The organism is Amycolatopsis sp. NPDC003676 (assembly GCF_053587275.1).
This window is the reverse complement of sequence record NZ_JBSFNS010000076.1, coordinates 1-20412: the sequence shown is the minus strand read 5'-3', so window position 1 is coordinate 20412 and position 20412 is coordinate 1. Positions and strand designations below refer to the sequence as shown.

Sequence of the window (20412 nt, the reverse complement as noted above, 5' to 3'; positions counted from 1 at the left end):
CATGACTTCTGCGAGTCCCGGAACCGAACCCGCCGGTACCCCGACGATCTCCCGGTCCGGCGCCGCCAAACGCGTGCTGCTCGCGAAGCCGCGCGGGTATTGCGCCGGCGTTGACCGCGCGGTCGTCGCCGTCGAGAAGGCGCTCGAGCTGTACGGGCCGCCGGTGTACGTGCGCAAGGAAATCGTGCACAACCGGCACGTCGTCGAGACCCTGCGCGAGCGAGGCGTGATTTTCGTCGAGGAGACCTCTGAGGTGCCCGAGGGCGCGCTCGTGGTGTTCTCCGCGCACGGCGTCTCGCCCGCGGTGCACGCCGAGGCCGAAGAGCGCAACCTGCGCACCATCGACGCGACCTGCCCGCTGGTCACCAAGGTGCACAAAGAGGTCAACCGGTTCGCCAAGGACGACTACGACATCCTCCTCATCGGCCACGAGGGCCACGAGGAGGTCGAAGGCACGGCTGGTGAGGCACCGGACAAGGTGCAACTGGTCGACAAGCCCGAGGACGTCGACAAGGTCGACGTGCGCGATCCGTCGAAGGTGATCTGGCTGTCTCAGACCACGCTGTCGGTGGACGAGACGATGGAGCGCGTCGACCAGTTGCGCGACCGCTTCCCGACTTTGGCCGACCCGCCCAGCGACGACATCTGTTACGCCACCACCAACCGCCAGGTCGCGGTCAAGGCGATGGCTCCCGAGTGCGACCTGGTGCTGGTCGTCGGCTCGAAGAACTCGTCGAACTCGAAGCGGCTGGTGGAGGTCGCGCTGAAGGCCGGGGCGTCGGCTTCGCACCTGATCGACTTCGCCTCAGAGGTCGACGAGTCGTGGCTGGAGGGCGTCGCGACGGTCGGCGTCACGTCGGGGGCCTCGGTACCGGACGTGCTGGTGATGGACCTGCTGAAGTGGCTGGCCGAGCGCGGGTACGGGCAGGTTGACGAGGTGACGACGGCCAACGAGAAGATCGCGTTCGCGTTGCCCAAGGAGCTTCGGAAGGCTGTTAAGTCGGAATCCTGACGCGTAAGTCGGAATCCTGACGCGCGTTGGGCTCGCTACTTGTCTCTCGTCGGGTCTGCCTCGACGGAGAGCTTGGTGCGGTGAGGAAGCCTGGCCGCTGTGCCGAGGGCCCTGAGAAGTCCAGTCGCGAGCGGGGCCGTGCGGAAGTCCAGCCGCTGTGCCGAGTGTGGCCGTGCGGAAGCCCAGTCGCTCTGGCCGAGAAGCTGTGCGGAAGCCCGGCTGCTGCGGCGAGAAGCCGTCAGGACCCGCGCAGCTGTCGACCTCAGGCTAGGGATTTCCTTGCACTACAACGAAAAGGCCGCCGATCCCGGTTAAGGGATCGGCGGCCTTTGTCGTTTGCCTGTGTCCGGCCGCTGACCGCGACCGTGCCTGGCGCGAGGATTCCGCGCTGGCTCAGCCCTCGTCGTCCCAAGGACGCTGGCGGCGTGGCGGTTCCCGGCGAGGCGGACGCGGACGCCCGGGCGGCGGTTCGTCCCCGCGCGGCCGACGACGCGGCGGCGGTGCGTCGCCTCGGGGATCCCGACGGCGCGGATCCCCTTCCGGCGGCCAGGGACGACGACCCTCTGGCGGCGGCTTGCGGCCACCGCGCGGAGCGTTCGGGTCCATCGGCTCGCGCCGGGGACGGGCTCCCGGGTCGGCCGGCGGACGCGGACGTCGCGGCGGCGGAGCGTCGAGATCCCGCGGCGGACGGCGACGGTTGCCGGGAGGCGGCGTCTGCCCGGTGCGCCCGGCCGGCGGCCGCGAGCGCGGACGGTTCGCGGCTTTGTCGTCGTCCTCGTCCCGGGTGCGCGGCAGCTTGCCGTCCTTGATCTTGACGGGCGCGTCCGGGTCGCGTTCGCGGTAGATCCGGAAGAAGCCGAACAGCAACGTGACGCCGGTCGTGACCGCCATCGTCGGGAAGCCCTTGATCAGCGGCTGCCCGATGTTGAGGAGCTTCGACAGGGTGTCGCTGGCCTCCGAACCCCCGCCGGTCAGCAGCACCACGCCCGGCACGGTGACGGCGAGCACCAGCGGCGGCTGCACCATCGGACCGAACAGCCCGCGTCTTTGCACCGCGCCGACCGCGATCACGGCCCCGAGGAAGTAGCCCGCCTTGAAAACAAAACCGAGGCTGCCGGTGGACTTCTCGTCGATGATGGCGCCGAGCACTGCCAAGCCGAAGCCCACGAGCACAGCCGCCCACCAGGGCAGGCCGCGCCTCGTGCCGACGACGAGACGCTCGTCCCACGGCACGGGGGCGTCATCGGCATCGGGATCGCTCTGGCGATCGCGTATCGCGGTCACGAGGCACACCGTAGCCCGTACTTGTCACGATCTTGTTGGCACTGCCGAGGACAGCACGAAGCAGCCACTCGACCGCATGACGTTTCGTTCGGTCGAGCGGTACTCGCGGTACGGCCTGCCCGCCCCGCTCCGCCGGACGGGGAAGCAGTGGACCAGACCTCTGACCAGCGGTGATACCGACGGTATGGTCTGACTGCCCGATTCCCGGCCCTGCGCTGGCCCCAGGCTATGCCACCGGCCGACCCCGGCAACGGCGGCACCGCCGGTCCTGTTCCGGAACATTCGCCGTTCTGGAACTTGACCGGGAATTGACGTTCCCGCGAACCGCCTGAGCCTCCGGATCCTGCCCGCGCGACGTCGCAACCCTGCCCTTTCGCTCGTCGCGACGGCAGCGTCCAACCTGGACTTCGCCGTTCGTTCTGGGCAATCCGGACTCCGGTATCCGTCCGTCCGACGTGCCTCGCAGCACCCGCCTGGGAGCCACAAGCCGTCGACAGCGGCGGACCACGACGACGCGAACTGGCCCATCGCCTCGGCCGCCGACGAGTGACCGCAGACTGCCCGCTCGCCGGGACAGCGCTCGGCTTGCACGCCTGCGCGATGCGTCACCGCTCACGGCAGCGCTCGAGCCGAGTGGGATCAGGACGCCCGGGCGGTTCCGTTGCCGGGTTCACTCCGCCAGGCCACTCACCGGATCGCGCTGCCCAAGCTCGTTCGGCAGGAACGCCTCTGCCTAAGGTCGAGCAGTCGGACTGTGTCTGCCTAGGAGCGGGCTGCCAGACGGTGTCTCCCGAGCGTTGAGCCGTCGGGAACGTGCCGCCACGCTTGCGCCCGCCAAGCCACGCTGTCAGCCGCGTTGTCAGCCGCGCGGCGCGAGAGCATGCCGCCGATCGTCCGATCGCGACTGTCGAGCCCGCGGCCATCTCGCCGCGACCTCAACCAGCTGCCACCTCGTCTCCCTTCCGAAGCTGCGGCACGGGTGCCGGACTGCCCGACGCGTCGGTGAGCGGCGCGACCGTCGCGCGGAACGACTCCAGTGCCTCGAGTTCCCGGCGACGGGCCGAAACAAAGCGCTGAAGGTGCGTAGTGGACAGATTCAGCGCTTCGACCGCATTGCCCGCGGCCCGGTGCGCGGCGGCGGCGCCCGCGCGCACTTGCTCGACGTCCTCGACGAGCGCTCGGTCGCTGGCGGCGAACAGCGCCGCCGACGCGAGCACCCCGAATCCCGTGGGGCCGCACAGGAATACGCGACGGTCGATCAGCCAGCGCAGCAATTCGGGATCGGTGTCGAGGGCGGCGACGACGGCCGCGTCGGACGGGACGAACATGACGGTGCCGTAGATCGCGTCCGCCCAGCGCTGGTAGCCCTTGCCCGCCAGCTCCGCCGCGCGGGAGCGCAGCTGCCGGACGTGGACGCGCAACGCGTCGAGCCGTTCTTCCGGGTCGTCGGTCTCGACCGCCTCCGCCCAGATGGCCATGCTCGCCTTCGCGTCGACCGGTACCGCTCGGCCGCCGCCGACGTTCAGCACCAGGTCGGGTTTCGCGCTTCCGCCGCCGCCCAGATCGGTCTGCAGGGTGAAGTGCAGTCCCTCCCGCAGTCCGAGAGCGCGCGCGGTTTCCACGAGCACCTGTTCGCCGAGTTCGCCGCGGCCGTGGATCGACGCGAACGCCACCTCGTACCGGCGCAGCGCGAGTTGCTGCTGGTCGCCTTTCGCGCGCTCTGCTGCCACGAGCCGCGCGGCCGCGTCGGCCCGGCGCATTCCGTCGTTGTACAGCCGCCAAAGCACGACGACCGCGACGCACAGGAGCAGCGCGAGCACGATGGCCGCGGTGGTGATCACCGTCTCCACCCGGTCCTCCTCTCCGTCGGGTCCGTCGGGTGTCCGGACGCGAGACATCATGGCGGACCCCACCGACAAAAACCGGCACCCATGGTCGCGCTGCGTAGCTGACCTGCGACTTTGCAGATTCGGTGCTGGGCGTGTCCCTCGTGGACCTGATCGGCTTCGTACACACGTTCGAGTGGGGCAACGGCGTGCCTACGGGATTTCGTCGGGGTCTGCTCCTAACGTGGTCGCCGTGAGAGTCCTCCATACCTCTGATTGGCACATCGGCCGCACGTTCCACGGCGCCGATCTGCTTACCGAACAGGAGGCCGCCCTCACGCACATCGCCGAACTCGTCGACCGCGAGTCGGTCGACGTCGTGGTGGTGGCCGGTGACATCTACGACCGAGCGGTGCCGTCCGCCGAAGCTGTCCGCGTCGCCACGGCCGCGATGACCCGCATCCGGCGGGCCGGCGCGGAACTCGTGATCACGCCGGGCAACCACGATTCGGCCGCGCGGCTCGGCGCGTTCGCCGAATTCGCGGCGGCGGGCGGGCTGCACGTCCGCGCGACCGTCGAAGGCATCGCGGAACCCGTTGTGCTGCATGACGAACACGGCGCGGTCGCGTTCTACGGCATCCCGTATCTCGAACCCGAGCCGTCGCGGCACGCGCTGGGCGTGCCGGAGGCGCGCGGCCACACCGGCGTGCTCGGCGAGGCGATGCGGCGGGTGCGCGACGACCTGGCCGGTCGCCCGGGAACGCGATCCGTGGTGCTGGCACACGCTTTCGTCACCGGTGGCGAGGCCAGTGAATCGGAACGCACCATCGCGGTCGGCGGAGTCGAGCAGGTTCCCGGCTCGGTGTTCGACGGCGTGGACTATGTCGCGCTCGGCCACTTGCACGGCCCGCAGACGCTCGCGGAACACCTCCGGTACTCCGGAAGTCCGCTGGCGTACTCGTTTTCCGAAGCGCGGCAACGGAAATCGGTGTGGTTCGTGGATCTCGACGCGAACGGCCTGGCCGAGGTCCGCCGGCACGAGCTGCCGGTGCCGCGTCCGCTCGCGACCCTCTCCGGCGAACTCGCCGCTTTGCTGGAGGACCCGGAACACGAGCAATGGCGCGAGCATTTCCTCTCGGTCACCGTCACTGACCGAGTCCGTCCGATCGATGCGATGCGGTTGCTGCAGGACCGCTTTCCCTATGCGGTGCACATGGATTGGCGGCCAGACGGCGGGGCCGCCGGTGCCGAACTGAAGTATGCCGAGGCGGTACGCGGGCGCAGTGACATCGAGATCGCGCGCAGTTTCCTCGACGACTGCCGCGGCGCTCCACCGACCGAACGCGAGGAACGGCTGGTGCACCTGGCGCTCGAAGCAGCGAACCGGACGGCGGTGGAGAAGCTGTGAGACTGCATCTGCTGGAGGTGGAAGCCTTCGGCCCCTACGCGGGTCGAGAGGTGGTGGACTTCGACGCCCTCGGCGCCGACGGCCTGTTCCTTCTCCACGGCGACACCGGCGCGGGCAAGACCACGCTGCTCGACGCGATCGCGTTCGCGTTGTTCGGTGTGGTTCCAGGCGCGCGCGGCGACGTCAAGCGGTTGCGGTGCGATCTCGCCGAACCCGATCGGCAGACCGAGGTCGTGCTGGAGCTGACCGTGCAGGGTCAGCGGCTGCGGATCGTGCGCGGTCCGGAGTACCAGCGGCCGAAGAAGCGCGGCGACGGATTCACCACGCAGCAGGCCCGGGTTTCGCTCACCTGGGTCGGTGAACCGCCTGCCGGGCTGCCTCCGGACGGAAGCATCCGCATCGACGAGGTGGCGCGCACCGTCGAGCGGCTGCTGGGCATGACGGCGGCGCAGTTCTTCCAGGTTGTGCTGCTGCCGCAAGGAGAATTCGCGAAGTTCCTCCGCAGCGACACCACGGAGCGCGAGAAGCTGCTGGAACGGCTTTTCGGCACCGAGCGGTTCTCCGACGTCGAACGCTGGTTCGCGGACCTTCGCGCGGAACGCGGCCGTGCGCTGGAAAAGCGGCAGCAGGAGGTTCGTGAACTGCTCGCCCGCTACGCGCAGGAAGCGCAGCAGGAACCGCCGGAGGAGGGGCAGCCGGAGTGGGTCGACGCTGTCTTGACCGAGGTCGCCGCCCAGGCCGAGGCGGCGGAAACTGAGGCAGCGCAAGCACGTTCGGCGGCGACGACCGCTGAGGTCGCGCTTCGCGAGGCGGAAGAAGACGCGGACAAGATCCGCCGCGTCCGCACCGCGCACACCCGGCTGACGCAGATCGCCGAGCAGGCGACTGAACGTGCTGAGTGGACGGAAGAAATCGCCGCGGCTCGGCGCGCTGCCGCGGTGGTGCCCGAGGCCGAGTTGATGGACCGGCGCACGGCCGAACTCGGTGATGCGCAAGTGCTGGTGGCAGACCGGATCCGGGACCTCGCCGACCTCGGTTTCGATGCGGTCGGGCTCGCTGTCGCCGACCTTCGCGAGCGTGCGGGCTCCGTTCGCGAGGAGGCGGGCGCTCTTGCCGAGTTGGCCGCGGAGGCGACCCAGCAGAAGAGCGACGAGCAACGCCGTGCGGAGCGGCAGAAAGTCGCGGAAAAAGCCACCGAGCAGGTTGCCGGGCTTGCGGAACGGCTGGACAAGCTGCCCGGTCTCATCGTCGCTGCGCGTACCGAAGCGACCGTGGCCGGAGAAGCGGCGGCGAAGCTGGACGGTGCCAAATCCCGTGTCGACGAGCTGACGGCGCTCACCCGTGCGGCCGAGGAGTTGCCGCCAGCTGAAGCCAGGGTCGAGCGTGGCGAAGCGAAACTGCGCGAGGTGGTCGACGAGCATCAGACGGCTCGGCAACGTCGGCTCGACCTCCGCGAACGGCGTCTCGACGGCATGGCAGCCGAGTTGGCTGCTGGCCTGGCCGATGGAACGGCGTGTCCGGTGTGCGGGTCGGCCGAGCATCCGGCACCAGCGAACCATGACGCGCCGTTGGTCGACGCGGCCGAAGAACGCGCTGCCGAAGAAGCCGAACAGAAGGCGTCGGCGTTGCGTCAGCGAGTGGTGTCCGCGTTGGAAGAGGCCAAGGCGCGAGTCGTCGCATTGCGGGAACGGTTGGACGGACGCACCGCGGAGGAGATCGCGACCGCGCTGGCCGAAGCCCGCACGGTCGTCGCGGAGCTCTCCGGAAAGGCGCAGCGCAAAGACCAGCTGAACAGGAAGGTCGCCGAGCTGGAGCGCGGAGCCGAGCAACTCGCGGAACAGCGTCGCCTCGCCGAGCAGACGGTCACCGAGGCGAACAGTGAGATCCGGGCCTTGGCCGAGCGGATGGCCGAGCGCGAACAGCGGCTGATCGCGGGCAGGGGAGAATTCCCGGACGTCCCCGCCCGACGACAGCACCTGCTCACGTTCGCCGGAGCGCTCGACCTGGCGGCGGAGGCGCACACCGCGGTGTCCGGAGCGGAGTCCCGGCTCGCGGAGCAGCGGGATCTGGTCGAGATCTCATTGCATGCCAAGGGGTTCTCGACCCTTGAGGAAATGCGCGCCGCCGTCCGCAGCGACGAGCAGATCACAAAGCTCGAACAGGGTCTCGCCGAGGCGGAAGCGATGGCCGCCGGTGCGCGGGAGATGCTCGCGCAACCGGAACTGTTCGGGATCTCGCCGGATGATGCGGTCGAGGTCGCGCCGCTGGCTGAGCGGGCGAAGGAAACGCGGGCGCGTGCGGACACCGCTTTTGCCGCGCAGCAAGCGGTTTCGGCACAACACCGCGAACTGGTGAAGCTGGCCGGACGGCTCGGCACGGCGCTGTCGGAGCTGCGGCCGCTGGAGGAGGAACAGGCCGAACTTCGGGCGCTGTCCGAAGTGGTCAACGGTCGAGGGCAGAACGCGCGGAAGATGTCGTTGCGTTCGTATGTCCTTGCTGCCCGGCTGGAAGAGGTCGCGCTCGCGGCGACCGCGCGACTGCGGACCATGAGCCAGGGCCGCTACTCCTTCGTGCACTCGGACGCAGCCGGTGCCCGCGGCACGAGGGGAGGCCTTGGCCTCGACGTGCTGGACGACTACTCCGGCGCGGTGCGCCCAGCGAAAACGCTGTCGGGCGGCGAGTCGTTCCTCGCGTCGCTCTCGCTGGCGTTGGGCCTCGCCGACGTGGTGGCAGGCGAAACCGGCGGTGCGCTGCTCGACACCCTCTTTGTGGACGAGGGTTTCGGCACCCTGGACGCCGAAACGCTGGACGTGGTGATGAACATCCTCGACGAACTCCGCGCCGGCGGCCGCGTGGTGGGCCTGGTGTCGCACGTCGAGGAACTCCGCCAGCGCATCCCCACGCGGCTGCGAGTGCGGAAGTCCCGCACCGGCTCGAGAGTGGAGCTGCAGATGGCTTGATGAAGCCCAGAGCGACGGCCGAGTCGCTGCCGGAGGCCTTGACCTGAAGCGGGCGAGGCGTTGGGCTGGCAGGGCGCAGAAGACCGACGTGGACCGTGGGGTGGAGCCCGGCAGCGGTGGACGCGGCGGGATGGTTGCGAGGCGGCGTGTCGACTCGTGGCGAGCTGCGGCCAGCCGGTGCGGGTAAGTGCGTCGCTGGAGCTGGCCGCTGCGGCGGCGGGCCGACCATTGTTGGCGGCGCCGGAGCAGCCGTCACGCGGCTACCCCGGCCTGGCCCGGCTCAGCCCGGCCTGGCTCAGCCCGGCTCGGCTCGGCTCGGTCTGGCCCGGCTTGGCCTGGCCCGGCCCGGCCCGGCTTGGCCTGGCTCGGCTCGGCTCGGCCCGGCCCGGCTCAGACGGGCCAACCCGGTTGCGTCCGGCCAACCCGCGCAGCCAACCCGCCAACTCAGCCGAGCTGTCAGGCGGACTCTTCGTGGTGCAGAAGCCACCGCTTGGCGTCCACGCCCCAGCGGAAGTTGCCGATCGCTCCGCCGGTCCGCACCACCCGGTGGCAAGGCACGAACAGGGCGGCTGCGTTGCGGGCGCAGGCGGTTGCTGCCGCGCGGACTGCGGAGGGGTTGCCCGAGAGGGTGGCGTACTCCGCGTAGCTCACCGGGCTGCCTGCCGGGACTTTGCGCAGCATCTCCCACGCGTGCTCGCGGAACGGGCCTGAGCGCTGCCGTACCTCGATGTCGGCGACGGCGTCGACATCACCGCCGTGGTAGCGGCGGATCGCGGTCGTCACGGGGCCGAGGTCGCGGCGTTCGGTCAGGGTCGTCGGGGCCAGGGACGGCGAGATGAGCGGCGTCAGTTCGGCGACGTCGCCGGTCCAGCCGGAGGCCAGTACGGCTCCGTCGCCTGCCACCACTGCGGTGAACGGGCCGATCTTGGTGTCCAAAGTGGACCAGAAGGCGGTGTGCACGAGAAAAGTCTCCTCAAGCGGTTCGGGAACTGAGATACCGGCTGGCGTACGAACTCCACGGCTGCCAGCCGCGTGCGGACGTCGTCAGGTCGATGCCCAGCTCGGCCGCGCTGCGGCGGACGGCTGGATCAGCGGTCAACAGGACGTCGGGAGCGCCCAGCAGACGCATCACGACGTAATCGGCGGTGGCGGGATCGACGCCGGCCGTGAGCATTTCGGTGCGCAGTTCGTCGGCGTCGCGGCCTACGTGGAGGTCCAGGTCACCGGCGACGATCGCGGCGGCGACCTGCTTGACCAGCGGTTTCACGTCAGCCGCGGCGATGGCGGACGGGGTCGGGAAGAGGGTCGTCAAGGTGTCCATGGGCGGGTCGGCGGGTGGGACTGGCTCGCCAAGCCGGACAACGTCGGCCACGTCGTCGCCGAGCAGGGCGCGGAGCAGGACCTCCGGACCGTCGACGGCGCCTGGCACACGGATGCCCGGGGTAGCTGCGACCAACGGGGCCAGGGCCTCGTCGGCGGACAGCACACGGGTGACGGCTTCCGGGTCTGCATCCAGGTCCAACAGCCGCCGTACTCGGCTGACGGCGCTGCTCAGGTCGCGGAGGTCCGAGAGCGCCAGGTCGCACTGCACGTAGCCGGCGCGCGGGCTGACCCACACCGACGCCGGGCCGTGTGGCAGGCGCAAGGTGCGGCCGTAGCCGTCGTCCGAGACGGCTTCGATGCCTGGCAACGCCCGTGAAGCGTGGTAGTTCAGCACGCCCGCCGCGTCGAACGGGGCGCGGAACGGCAGGCGAAGGCTGAGCCGCGTCGCGCCGCTGGGTTCGTTGCGGTTTCCGCGGCGAAGCGAGGCTGCTCGGAGCTGAGACGGCGTTGTCGCGAACACTTCACGGATCGTTTCGTTGAACTGCCGGATGCTGGAGAACCCGGCCGCGAACGCGACGTCGGTGAGCGGCAGCTGCGACATCTCGATCAGCAACCGTGCCGAGTGGGCACGGTGTGCTCGGGCCAGGCGGATCGGGCCTGCGCCCAGCTCAGCCGTCAACACTCGGCCGAGCTGGCGTTCCGAGTAGCCGAGCTGACGGGCCAACCCGGGCACGCCCTCGCGTTCGACCAGGCCGTCCGAGATCAATCGCATCGCGCGGGCGGCCAGGTCGGCGCGCACGTTCCAATCCGGCGAACCTGGGACTGCGTCCGGGAGGCAACGGCGGCACGCACGGAAACCACCGGCCTGCGCGGCTGCCGACGTGGGGTAGAAGCGGACGTTCTGCGCCTTCGGCGTGAGCGCCGGGCAGGACGGACGGCAGTAGATGCCCGTGGTGCGCACCGCCATGATGAACTGGCCATCGAACCGCTGGTCGCGGGCGGTCACCGCGCGGTAGCAGCGCTCGGTGTCGCGCCAGATCGGGATGGTCGAGGTAGCCATGCCTTCGATGATGCCAGCAGGTGAGAGCCCTGACTGGCGGAAAACCGACACGACGTTGCGGCCGCGCTCACCGGGTCGGCGGGGGTCTCCGCCCAGCACGTAGACTTCATGGCCGTGAGTCTCACCCTCGGTATCGTCGGCCTGCCCAACGTCGGCAAGTCCACCCTGTTCAACGCGCTGACGCGCAACGACGTGCTCGCCGCGAACTACCCGTTCGCCACGATCGAGCCCAACGTCGGCGTCGTGCCGCTGCCGGACCCGCGGCTGGACCAGCTGGCCGAGATCTTCTCGTCGGAGAAGACCGTGCCCGCCGTGGTGTCCTTTGTGGACATCGCGGGCATCGTGAAGGGCGCGTCCGAGGGCGCGGGGCTCGGCAACAAGTTCCTCGCGAACATCCGCGAGGCCAACGCGATCTGCCAGGTCATCCGCGTGTTCGACGACCCGGACGTGGTGCACGTCGACGGCCGGATCGACCCGATGTCCGACATCGAGACGATCAACACCGAGCTGATCCTCGCCGACCTGCAGACGCTCGAAAAGGCGCTGCCGAGGCTGGAGAAAGAGGCGCGCACCAAGAAGGAAGCGCGGCCGGCGCTCGAAAACGCCCAGAAGGCCAAGGAGATCCTCGACTCCGGGCGCACGCTGTTCCAAGCGCAGAAGGACATCGACGGCGAGGCGCTGCGCGAGCTGAGCCTGCTCACCACGAAGCCGTTCCTGTACGTCTTCAACGCCGACGAAGCTGTGCTCACCGACGAGGCGCGCCGCGAGGAGCTGACGAAGCTCGTCGCCCCGGCGGACGCGGTGTTCCTCGACGCGAAGGTTGAAGCCGAACTGCTGGAGCTGGACGACGAGGAGTCCGTGCGCGAGCTGCTGGAGTCCGTCGGCCAGCTGGAGCCGGGCCTGAACGCCCTGGCCCGCGCCGGTTTCCACACGCTCGGTCTGCAGACCTACCTCACGGCAGGCCCGAAGGAATCCCGCGCCTGGACGATCCCGCAGGGCGCGACCGCCCCGCAGGCCGCCGGCGTCATCCACACGGACTTCGAACGCGGCTTCATCAAGGCGGAGATCGTGTCCTTCGCGGACCTCGTCGAGGCGGGCTCGATGGCGGCCGCGCGCTCGGCGGGCAAGGTCCGCATGGAAGGCAAGGACTACGTGATGGCGGACGGCGACGTCGTGGAGTTCCGCTTCAACGTCTGACCTCGCGGCAGGGCTTCCCCGGTGACGGATCGCCGGGGAAGCTGGACCACGGTGAAGATCCGGCCGGAACGCCGCGGTAAGCCGATTTGTCGGTCCTAGTTCGTATGATCCGCTTATGCCAGTGCTCTTCACCCCGTCCCTGCCGGATCGCGAGGACGGGGGACGTCTCGGTGGCGCGCCGCCGGTTGCGATTGAGGCGCATCCGCTTCTCGAGACACACCGCTATTTGCTGACCATCCCCACAGCGTCCGACAGCGAGATTTCGGTCCTGCTGCGCAACGGATTCAGCATCGGCGACAGCGACCTCGAATACCCGGACATGGCGATGCGCGCCCTGGTGCACGCGCCCGCACCCCGCGGCGAGCGAATCGACCTGGGGTGGCCGGGGCTTCGTTCGGCGGCGCTCGTCGAGATGCCGGACGAGGAAGGCTCGATCGCGTTGGTCCGGATCGCGGACGAGCCGGTCCTGATCCAGGACGAACCCAGCTACGCCGACGCTGTGCGGGCCGACGGGCATCAGTTTCTGTTTCAGGTCAACGAAGAGGGCTGGCCGGTCGACGGGGAACTCGAGGACGTCATCGACGAGTACCTCTGGGGATACGGGTCGGTCTACTTTTACGGCACCCCGGGAGCCGACGGGATTGTGCGCGAGGTCGTCGCGGGGTTCATCGACTTTTGAGCCTCGGCGGGACGGCGGACCTGCCGAGGCCCGAAAGTCAGTTCAGTTCGGCCACCCTGGGAACGACCACGCCGTAAAGATCCCCGATGGTCGCCAAAGCGCTGTTATGCAGCTGCTCAGCGCTAACCTCCCCAGCGGGAGCCAGCAGCGGCCGGGTAGCGCAGGCATCGGCGACGACGGTTGGGTGGTTGCCGCGCAAAAATGCCCCCTCGGTGGTGAACGTGACGCACATGTTGGTCATGAACCCGGCGATCACCACGTTCTTGTGCCCGGCTTCGTCAACCCGCGCGCCCAGGTCAGTGTTCACGAAGGAATTCGGCGCGCCCTTGACGACGACAGCCTCGCCCTCGATCGGGGCGACGTCCGGGTGGATGCTGCCGATCTCGGCGCGGATGTCGTACGGCGTGCCCTCGCCGCCGTCGTTGATTACGTGGATCACCGTTGTTCCGGCGGCTCGGGCCTTGGCCAGCAAACCTTGAGCCGCGGTCAACGCCGGGCGCCAGCCGTCCAGTTCCATTACGCCGCGGGTGTAGGTGTTCTGGTAGTCGACCATGATCAGCGTCGCGTCGGCCAGCGTCGCCGGGGTCTGGTCGAGACCGTTCAGCTCCCGCAGCGTTTTCCTTGCCATGGTGGGGTTTTCCTCTCGTTTCTGGTTCGCTCGATCGACGCTAGACTCGCCAGCGGATGTCGGCAATGACATGCAAGACGCAGAAACCGACATGAGGAGCGCGATGAAGAGGCTGCTGGTCGTCGTCTTGTTCGATCGGATCGACCTGCTCGACGTGACCGGGCCCGCTGAGGTGTTTTCGTTGCTGCAGCGGGAAATGGACCAGCCGACGGGGTACCGGGTGGTGCTCGCGGCCGGAACGACGGACCCGGTGACCACCTCGGCCGGGGTGCGGGTGTTGCCGGACGTGACTTTCGCGGAGTTGTCCGGGAAGGCGATCGACACGCTGATCGTGCCGGGCGCGGTGACGGCGGGGGAGAACGGGGAGATCGTCGCGCGCTGCGACTCGGCGGTGGTGGAGGAGGTGCGTCGGCTGGCTGGGCAGACGCGGCGGGTGGCGTCCGTCTGCGTCGGTGCGCACATCCTCGCGGCGGCGGGGCTGCTCGACGGCAAGCGCGCCACCACGCACTGGTCGACGGCTCGGCAGCTCGCCGCGGAGCATCCGGAGGTGACTGTCGACGCGGATCCGATCTTTATTCGCGACGGCAGTGTGTGGACCGGGGCTGGGCTGAGTGCTTGCCTTGATCTCGCGCTGGCGTTGGTGGCCGATGATTTCGGTCCGGAATTGGCGTCGAGGGTGGCTCGTCAGCTGGTGATGTTCTTGCGGCGGCCGGGCGGGCAGAGTCAGTTCAGCGTGTCGCTGGAACCCGCGTCCGCGACTCGGCGGGTGGATGAGTTGCGGCAGCACATCGCCGCGCATCTGGCGGATCCGTTGACCGTCGCCGATCTGGCCGCGCATGCCCATGTGACGGATCGGCAGATCACGCGGGTTTTCAAGGCGGAGCTGGGGATGACGCCCGCCGCCTACGTCGAGCACGCGCGGGTCGAGGCGGCGCGGCATCGGCTGGAGACGACTGACGAAACATTGTCGCGGATTGCCAAAAACTGCGGATTCGGCACTGTTTCGACGTTGACTCGGTCTTTTCGAAGGACGCTGAATGCGACGCCCCACGAATACCGGGAGCGGTTCCGGATCGGTTAGCGGAAACGGCGGAATATTCCACGCGACAGCACATTCCCCCGGCTGAACACTTCGCTACGATCGCCTCCTCATTCAGCGAGGGGGTTTGAATGGCGAAAAAACAGCCGTCCCCGATGGCGCCGCCCTGGACCTATCGCGACGACGTGCTGAGCTACACCTGCTACCTGGCGGGCTTGATGGCGGACGACGCCGAGCTCAGCCAGGTCGAGGAAGTGCTCGCGCCGTTTCCCGGACGGAACGTGCCCGGCGAACGGTTCTTGGCCACCGGGTCGGTCGTCGTTTCGGATTTCCGGGCGCTCGGGGACGGGAGCTGGAGCGTCTCGACGCCGTTCGTGGCCGGGACGGGGGCGCTGGGGGTTGGGCTCGTGGCCGGTTCGCTGGTGGGCGGGGCGATCGCCCGGTCCCGGGCCCGGCAGCAGGCGGCCGCGGCGGCGGTTCCGCGTTGGGTGCCGATCGAGCAGGGCGGGCTGTATCTGAGCGCGCACGGCTTTCACCTCTACACGCCGCGGGTGCTCTCGTGGCATTGGGAAGCGATCACCGGCGCGGCGATGGTGGCCCCGGCGGTCGTGCACGTGACGGGAAACAGCAAGAACGGCCCGGTGTCCTGGTTGTTCCAGTCGGAGTGGGCCGAACTGCTCTTCGTGATGTGGGCGAACGCCGTGCATCCCCGGCATCCGCAGCTCGTCACCGGGCAGTGGCTGCCGCCGGGCTGGGTCGAGCACGCGCAGTGGCACCGGAGAGTCCCGGCCTTGCCGCCCGGGGACGCGGTGACCTGACCCACGCGGGGCATTTTCGGCGAAACGTCCCTCTCGCGCCGCTCGCCCGGCCAAGATGCCCCGGTGCGGATCGTTCTTTATGCCATCTGGGGCGCGCTCATGATCGCCCTCGTGGTCAGCGTCGTGGTGCAGGCGAGGAAAGCCCGGCGGCGCAAGGTGGCGTTGGCGACGTGGCCGAGGGCCCAGGCGGTGGTGACCGGGTACGAGAGGAAGCGGCGCGGGGCCGACGACAGCGACGCGGCGCTCTACTACCCGCGGTACGAGTACCGCGGCCCTGACGGGCGCGTCTATCAGGGCCTTTCCGAGACCGTCAGCGACAGCTCGCCGGGGGCGAGGGCGACGCTTCAGGTGGCGGTGAACCCGGAGGACCCTGCCGAATCGGTCCCCGAGGGGCCGACCGGGATGCGGATGATCGGCTGCGCGTCGGTCGTGCTCGGGCTCATCGGGTTCGCCATGTTCTGGTTCATCCGGATGTTCCCGCTGCCGTAACGCTCAGCCGAGCAGGCCGAGCACGATCATCGACAGCAGGACGACGGCGGTCGAGAACACCGCGACCCACGTGCGCTGTGCGGCGGTGAGCTGGGCGGATGTGCTGTTCATGGCGGGTCCTAGCGGGGCGAGTGCCGATGATTACCGCTGGGATAGCGCCTTGATCTAGCTCACTGTTACCGCTTGTGATCAAGGTCACGCCGATTGCGCGCGGTGTGCCACAGCACCCCGCCCGCGGCGGCCACCATCAGGCCGAACGAACCCATCCCTACCACGAGTGCCTGGACCATCCCGGCTCCTTCCGTCGCGTCTGTCCGGGAGACGCGCGAGGGGGCCGGTTGTTATGCCAGGGTTGCGGACGTCACACCTGGTCAGCGGGCTGCCAGCACCTCGTCGATCTGCCTGGCCAGTGCGAAGTCGCGATCGGTCAACCCGCCTTCGGAATGGGTGCTGAGACGGAAGGTCAGCGTGCGCCAGCGGATGTCGATGTCGGGATGGTGGTCGGCCGCCTCGGCGAGCACGGCCACCCGGTCCACCGCCTCGATCGCCGCCGGGAAGGACGCGAGTTCGGCCGTCCGCACGATGCTGTCGTCCTCGCGCCGCCACTCCGGGACGGTGCCGAGGGCCTGGTCCACTGCCGAGTCGTTCAATAGCTGAGTCATCACTCCATGGTGTCGGCTACGCTGCGGCATTGCCACGGGAGTCCGGTACGCCGGGCTGAGAGGCGGGCCTCGCACCCGCGACCGTTCGCACCTGGATCCGGATCATGCCGGCGTAGGGAGGCCGTATCGCTCTCCCTCATCCGGCGCAGTGCAGGAGGGGAAGAATGATGTCGCGGACCGTCCGCACGGTGGCCTGTCTCGCAGGAGTCTCGGTGCTCGCCAGCGCCTGCTCGCTCTCCGGCGGCGACTCCGGCGGGTCGTCCGCGAACCCGGACCAGAAGACGCCGACCGTCACGCTGGTCACGCACGATTCGTTCGCCGCCCCGCAGGACGTGCTCGACGCCTTCCAGCGCCAGTCCGGGATCAAGCTCAAGATCCTGAAGTCCGGCGACGCCGGCGCGCTCACGAACAAGCTCGTGCTCACCAAGGGCAGCCCAATCGGCGACGTCGCGTACGGCGTCGACAACACCTTCGCCTCGCGCGCGCTCAGCGAGGGCGTCTTCCAGCCCTACACCAGCCCGGAGGCCGACCGCGGCCCGCAGCGCTACTCCGTCGACCCGCAGCACCGGCTGGCGGCGGTCGACCTCGGCGACGTCTGCGTCAACATCGACCCGGCCTACTTCGCGAGCAAGGGCCTCCCGGAGCCGAAGACCTACGACGACCTCGCCGACCCCAAGTACAAGGACCTGACCGTCGCCGAAAGCCCGGCCACCGCGTCGCCGGGGCTGGCCTTCCTGCTCGGCACGGTCGCGAAGTACGGCGAGAGCGGCTGGCAGGGCTACTGGCAGAAGCTGAAGGACAACGGCCTCAAGACCGTCAGCGGCTGGGAGGAGGCCTACACCAAGGACTTCTCCGGCTCGTCGGGCAAGGGCCCGCGGCCGATCGTCGTGTCCTACGCCTCGTCGCCCGCCGCCGAGGTCGGCGAGGACGGCAAGCCGCGCACCAAGGCGCTGCTCGACACCTGCTTCCGCCAGGTCGAGTACGCGGGCGTGCTCACTAACGGCAAGCAGATCCCGCAGGCCCAGAAGGTCGTCGACTTCCTGCTGTCGCAGCAGTTCCAGACGACGGTCGCGGCGAACATGTACGTCTACCCCGCGCGCCAGGGCGTCGAACTGCCCGCGGGCTGGGCCACCGCGGCGCCGCAGCCGCAGACGCCGGCCACCATGCCCGCGGACAAGGTGCAGGCTGGCCGGGAGAAGTGGATCGGGGAATGGCGCTCGCTCATGGGCGCGTGATCCCCGCGCGCACCATCGGGCTCACGCTGCTCGGCTTGCTGCCGGTCGCGTTCCTGGTGGTGTTCTTCGCCTGGCCGGTCGTGGCGATTGTCGGCCGGGGGTTCTCCGCGGGCGGCGTCGACACCGTGCTCGGCGACCCGCAGACGTGGCGGCTCGCCGGGTTCACGCTGGCCAGCGCGGCCGCGTCGACGGTGGTCGCGGTGCTCGCCGGGCTGCCGGTGGCGTACCTGCTCGCCCGCGTAAAGCTGCCGGGTGTCGGATTGGCGCGGACGATCGTGCTGGTTCCGTTCGTCCTGCCGACGGTTGTCGTCGGCCTGGCTTTCCGGGCGATCTGGCCGGACGGCGGCGTGCTGCCGCTCGTGCTGGCCAACGCGTTCTTCAACGTCGCCGTCGTCGCGCGCACGGTCGCCGGGCTGTGGTCGCATCTCGATCCGCGAGCGACCGAGGCCGCGCGGGCGCTGGGTGCCTCGCCGTGGCGGGCGTTCCGGTCGGTGACGTTGCCTGCGCTCGGCCCGGCCATCGCTTCGGCTGCCGCAGTGGTGTTTCTGTTCTGCGCCACCAGCTTCGGTGTGGTGTTGATTCTCGGCGGCGGTAGCTACCGGACGCTCGAGACCGAGATTTACCTCCGGACGGTCGACCTGCTCGATCTCTCCGGTGCGGCCGCGTTGTCGCTGATCCAGTTCGCGGCTGTCGTCGCTGCGCTGGTGCTGGGCGCGATGGCGCGCCGGAAGCGAGAGAACGCGGTGAAGCTGCGGTCCGCGCAGGTCACGGCGCGTCGGCCGCGCGGCGGGGAGTGGTGGACGGTCGGTGCCGCGGTCGTGGTGCTCGGTCTGCTGCTGACACCGATCGTCTCGCTGCTCCTAGAGTCGGTGTCCACTTCGGACGGATGGAGCCTCGCCGGATATCGCGCGCTGAACACCGTCGGGCAGAACGGCGCGCTGCAGGTGTCCGGCTGGATCGCGGCGCAGAATTCGCTCGCCGCGGCCACTGATGCGACGCTGCTGGCGATGGCTGTCGGTCTGATCGCGAGCGTGGTGCTGGTGGCGCTCCGCCGTTCGCCGGGAGGGCTCGCGCGCGGGATGGGCGAGACCATGGACGTCGCGTTGATGCTGCCGCTGGGCGTCTCGGCGGTGACCGTCGGCTTCGGCTACCTCGTGACGCTCGACGCGCTGCCCGGCGACCTGCGCACGTCGCCGCTGCTCGTGCCGTTCGCCCAGGCGCTGGTGATCATGCCGCTGGTGGTGCGGATGATCCTGCCGGTGCTGCGCGCGGTCGACGTCCGGTTGCGCCAGGCCGCCGCGACGCTCGGCGCGAGCCCGGCGCGGGTGTGGCGGGAGATCGACTTTCCGCTGGTCGCGCGCTCGGTGGTGGCCGCGGCGGGCTTCGGGTACGTCGTCGCGCTCGGCGAGTTCGGCGCGACCAGCTTCCTCGCCCGGCCGGACGCGCCGACGCTCCCGGTGGCCGTCGCGACGCTGATCAGCAGGCCGGGGGAGTTGAACAACCAAATGGCGTACGCCGCGTGCGCCCTGCTCATGGTGGTGACTGTGGTGGCGGTGGCGTTGATCGACCGGTTCGGCTCGGTCCGCGGCGCCAGCACGGTCGGGGAGTTCTGATGGCGCTCACGGTACGGGATCTGACTGTCCACTATGGATCGTTCGCCGCGGTGCGCGATGCGAAGCTGGACATCGCCGACGGCGAGGTGCTCGCGTTGCTGGGCCCGTCCGGTTCGGGCAAGTCGACGTTGCTGCGCGCGATCACCGGGCTGGAGCCGGTGTCGTCCGGCTCGGTGTCCTGGGACGGCGCTGATCTCGCCGCGGTGCCGGTGCACAAGCGCGAATTCGGTCTGGTGTTCCAGGACGGACAGCTGTTTCCGCATCGCGATGTCGCCGCGAACATCGCGTTCGGCCTGCGGATGCACGGCGTGCCTCGCGAACGGCACGCAGCGCGCGTCGAGGAGCTGCTGAAGCTGGTCGGCCTTGAAGGCTACGAACGGCGACGGGTGACCGAGCTGTCCGGCGGGCAGGCGCAGCGCGTCGCGCTGGCTCGCGCGCTGGCTCCGGAACCGCGCTTGCTGCTGCTGGACGAGCCACTGTCCGGATTGGACGCTGGACTGCGTGAGCAGCTGGCGATCGACCTGGCGGATCTGTTGCGGCGCAGCAAGATCACCGCGCTGCTGGTGACGCACGATCAGGAGGAAGCGTTCACGCTCGCCGATCGCGTGGCGGTGCTCGACGCCGGGGAAATCCGGCAGGAGGGCGCGGTCCGGTCGGTGTGGAACAAACCGGTGGACGAGAACGTGGCGCGCTTCCTTGGCGTCACCACGTTCCTGGACGGCACCGCGGCCGACGGCGTGGTGCGGACCGAGCTGGGCACCGTTGCGCTGGGAGTGGACGACGGCCCGGTGAGGCTCGGATTGCGCCCGCACGGCTTGAAAGTCGCTAAAGAAGGCGTGTCCGGCGAAGTGACCGCCGCGGTGCACCGTCGGGAGCATCTGCGACTGGTCGTCCGCTGCGGAGAGTCCACTGTGGACGCGATCGCCCCGGCCGGAGCGGACTACCGGGCCGGCGATCCCGTCCGGCTTCAGCCGGATCCGGACGGGATCGCCGTAGTGGGCTGAACCCCCAGGTCAGCCGTCCCGGGTGACGAGGCGTCCGTAGGCGATCGACAGCCCGACCACGATGTAGCAGGCCGCGCGGACCGCGCCTTCGCCCATCATCGACAGCGTCATCGGATCCTGCAGGGCCGAGGCCGGGGCCAGCGTCCAGTTCTGCGTGAGCAGGAACGGGTGCACC

17 protein-coding genes and 1 riboswitch are annotated in these 20412 nt (G+C 69.5%); of the genes, 11 read left to right on the top strand and 6 right to left on the bottom strand.

Going from position 1 to position 20412, the window contains the following annotated elements; genetic code table 11:
• Position 1 precedes the first annotated feature (1 nt).
• Positions 2 to 1012 carry a 4-hydroxy-3-methylbut-2-enyl diphosphate reductase gene (locus ACWDNU_RS32015; protein WP_354740122.1) on the top strand — a complete coding sequence of 337 codons (1011 nt, stop codon included), beginning with the start codon at positions 2 to 4 and terminating at the stop codon, positions 1010 to 1012.
• 393 nt (positions 1013 to 1405) lie between these two features.
• Here ACWDNU_RS32015 and ACWDNU_RS32010 read toward each other — a convergent pair whose 3' ends face one another.
• Together ACWDNU_RS32010 and rmuC are read right to left on the bottom strand one after the other, a co-directional pair.
• A complete protein-coding gene (locus tag ACWDNU_RS32010) occupies positions 1406 to 2296 on the bottom strand; it encodes a DUF6542 domain-containing protein (protein WP_449671619.1) in 891 nt (296 codons plus the stop codon).
• 935 nt (positions 2297 to 3231) lie between these two features.
• Positions 3232 to 4146: a DNA recombination protein RmuC gene (gene rmuC, locus ACWDNU_RS32005; RefSeq protein ID WP_344286210.1), complete on the bottom strand. Its 915-nt coding sequence runs from the start codon at positions 4144 to 4146 to the stop codon at positions 3232 to 3234.
• A gap of 229 nt (positions 4147 to 4375) precedes the next feature.
• Here rmuC and ACWDNU_RS32000 point away from each other — a divergent pair, with 229 nt between their 5' ends.
• Positions 4376 to 5530, top strand: coding sequence for an exonuclease SbcCD subunit D (locus tag ACWDNU_RS32000; protein ID WP_449671618.1), 1155 nt, complete (start codon positions 4376 to 4378; stop codon positions 5528 to 5530).
• Complete coding sequence (locus tag ACWDNU_RS31995; protein ID WP_449671617.1) at positions 5527 to 8490, top strand: AAA family ATPase; 2964 nt, start codon at positions 5527 to 5529, stop codon at positions 8488 to 8490. The genes ACWDNU_RS32000 and ACWDNU_RS31995 overlap by 4 nt, the downstream gene beginning before the upstream one ends.
• Before the next feature lie 456 nt (positions 8491 to 8946).
• On the opposite strand, the gene ACWDNU_RS31990 is transcribed toward ACWDNU_RS31995, so the two are convergent.
• Both ACWDNU_RS31990 and ACWDNU_RS31985 read right to left on the bottom strand, forming a co-directional pair.
• The gene (locus tag ACWDNU_RS31990) at positions 8947 to 9450 is read right to left on the bottom strand and encodes a methylated-DNA--[protein]-cysteine S-methyltransferase (protein ID WP_370934257.1); all 504 of its coding nucleotides are present in this window, start codon (positions 9448 to 9450) and stop codon (positions 8947 to 8949) included.
• 13 nt (positions 9451 to 9463) lie between these two features.
• Entirely contained in the window at positions 9464 to 10873 is a 1410-nt protein-coding gene (locus ACWDNU_RS31985) for a DNA-3-methyladenine glycosylase 2 family protein (protein ID WP_370934258.1), read from the bottom strand.
• 114 nt (positions 10874 to 10987) lie between these two features.
• Here ACWDNU_RS31985 and ychF point away from each other — a divergent pair, with 114 nt between their 5' ends.
• Entirely contained in the window at positions 10988 to 12070 is a 1083-nt protein-coding gene (gene ychF, locus ACWDNU_RS31980; RefSeq protein WP_370934259.1) for a redox-regulated ATPase YchF, read from the top strand.
• Positions 12071 to 12185: 115 nt separating this feature from the next.
• On the top strand, positions 12186 to 12749 hold the full coding sequence (locus ACWDNU_RS31975; protein ID WP_449671616.1) for a hypothetical protein: 564 nt from the start codon (positions 12186 to 12188) through the stop codon (positions 12747 to 12749).
• Positions 12750 to 12786: 37 nt separating this feature from the next.
• Here the strand turns inward: ACWDNU_RS31975 and ACWDNU_RS31970 are convergent, their stop codons facing one another.
• Entirely contained in the window at positions 12787 to 13377 is a 591-nt protein-coding gene (locus ACWDNU_RS31970; RefSeq protein WP_449671615.1) for a cysteine hydrolase family protein, read from the bottom strand.
• Between the two features lie 103 nt (positions 13378 to 13480).
• Here ACWDNU_RS31970 and ACWDNU_RS31965 point away from each other — a divergent pair, with 103 nt between their 5' ends.
• The 3 genes from ACWDNU_RS31965 (at position 13481) to ACWDNU_RS31955 (ending at position 15723) form a co-directional block, all read left to right on the top strand.
• Positions 13481 to 14458: a GlxA family transcriptional regulator gene (locus ACWDNU_RS31965; protein ID WP_449671614.1), complete on the top strand. Its 978-nt coding sequence runs from the start codon at positions 13481 to 13483 to the stop codon at positions 14456 to 14458.
• An 89-nt stretch (positions 14459 to 14547) separates the two neighbouring features.
• Positions 14548 to 15234, top strand: a complete 687-nt coding sequence (locus tag ACWDNU_RS31960; protein ID WP_449671613.1) for a hypothetical protein — start codon at positions 14548 to 14550, stop codon at positions 15232 to 15234.
• Between the two features lie 63 nt (positions 15235 to 15297).
• Positions 15298 to 15723: a DUF3592 domain-containing protein gene (locus ACWDNU_RS31955; protein ID WP_449671612.1), complete on the top strand. Its 426-nt coding sequence runs from the start codon at positions 15298 to 15300 to the stop codon at positions 15721 to 15723.
• A gap of 371 nt (positions 15724 to 16094) precedes the next feature.
• On the opposite strand, the gene ACWDNU_RS31950 is transcribed toward ACWDNU_RS31955, so the two are convergent.
• Positions 16095 to 16385 (bottom strand): 4a-hydroxytetrahydrobiopterin dehydratase, encoded by a 291-nt coding sequence (locus ACWDNU_RS31950; protein ID WP_449671611.1) that lies wholly within the window; start codon positions 16383 to 16385, stop codon positions 16095 to 16097.
• Between the two features lie 24 nt (positions 16386 to 16409).
• Positions 16410 to 16521, top strand: a riboswitch (TPP riboswitch).
• 31 nt (positions 16522 to 16552) lie between these two features.
• Between ACWDNU_RS31950 and ACWDNU_RS31945 the strand changes: the two genes are divergently transcribed.
• From ACWDNU_RS31945 to ACWDNU_RS31935, 3 genes are read left to right on the top strand one after another with little or no spacing between them, the layout of a single operon-like run.
• A complete protein-coding gene (locus tag ACWDNU_RS31945; RefSeq protein ID WP_449671610.1) occupies positions 16553 to 17620 on the top strand; it encodes a thiamine ABC transporter substrate-binding protein in 1068 nt (355 codons plus the stop codon).
• Entirely contained in the window at positions 17596 to 19233 is a 1638-nt protein-coding gene (locus tag ACWDNU_RS31940) for an ABC transporter permease (protein WP_449671609.1), read from the top strand. The genes ACWDNU_RS31945 and ACWDNU_RS31940 overlap by 25 nt, the downstream gene beginning before the upstream one ends.
• On the top strand, positions 19233 to 20237 hold the full coding sequence (locus ACWDNU_RS31935; RefSeq protein ID WP_449671608.1) for an ABC transporter ATP-binding protein: 1005 nt from the start codon (positions 19233 to 19235) through the stop codon (positions 20235 to 20237). Before ACWDNU_RS31940 ends, ACWDNU_RS31935 begins: the two co-directional genes overlap by 1 nt.
• Positions 20238 to 20412: the final 175 nt, after the last annotated feature.

What these genes read in the sequence shown, in the direction of transcription:
- ACWDNU_RS31985 (WP_370934258.1), bottom strand. Translation starts at nt 10,873, where the DNA reads ATGGCTACCTCGACCATCCCGATCTGGCGCGACACCGAGCGCTGCTAC.
- ACWDNU_RS32015 (WP_354740122.1), top strand. Translation starts at nt 2, where the DNA reads ATGACTTCTGCGAGTCCCGGAACCGAACCCGCCGGTACCCCGACGATC.
- ACWDNU_RS31950 (WP_449671611.1), bottom strand. Translation starts at nt 16,385, where the DNA reads ATGACTCAGCTATTGAACGACTCGGCAGTGGACCAGGCCCTCGGCACC.
- ACWDNU_RS31965 (WP_449671614.1), top strand. Translation starts at nt 13,481, where the DNA reads ATGAAGAGGCTGCTGGTCGTCGTCTTGTTCGATCGGATCGACCTGCTC.
- ACWDNU_RS31940 (WP_449671609.1), top strand. Translation starts at nt 17,596, where the DNA reads ATGGCGCTCGCTCATGGGCGCGTGATCCCCGCGCGCACCATCGGGCTC.
- ACWDNU_RS31975 (WP_449671616.1), top strand. Translation starts at nt 12,186, where the DNA reads ATGCCAGTGCTCTTCACCCCGTCCCTGCCGGATCGCGAGGACGGGGGA.
- ACWDNU_RS31945 (WP_449671610.1), top strand. Translation starts at nt 16,553, where the DNA reads ATGTCGCGGACCGTCCGCACGGTGGCCTGTCTCGCAGGAGTCTCGGTG.
- ACWDNU_RS31970 (WP_449671615.1), bottom strand. Translation starts at nt 13,377, where the DNA reads ATGGCAAGGAAAACGCTGCGGGAGCTGAACGGTCTCGACCAGACCCCG.
- ACWDNU_RS31935 (WP_449671608.1), top strand. Translation starts at nt 19,233, where the DNA reads ATGGCGCTCACGGTACGGGATCTGACTGTCCACTATGGATCGTTCGCC.
- ACWDNU_RS31960 (WP_449671613.1), top strand. Translation starts at nt 14,548, where the DNA reads ATGGCGAAAAAACAGCCGTCCCCGATGGCGCCGCCCTGGACCTATCGC.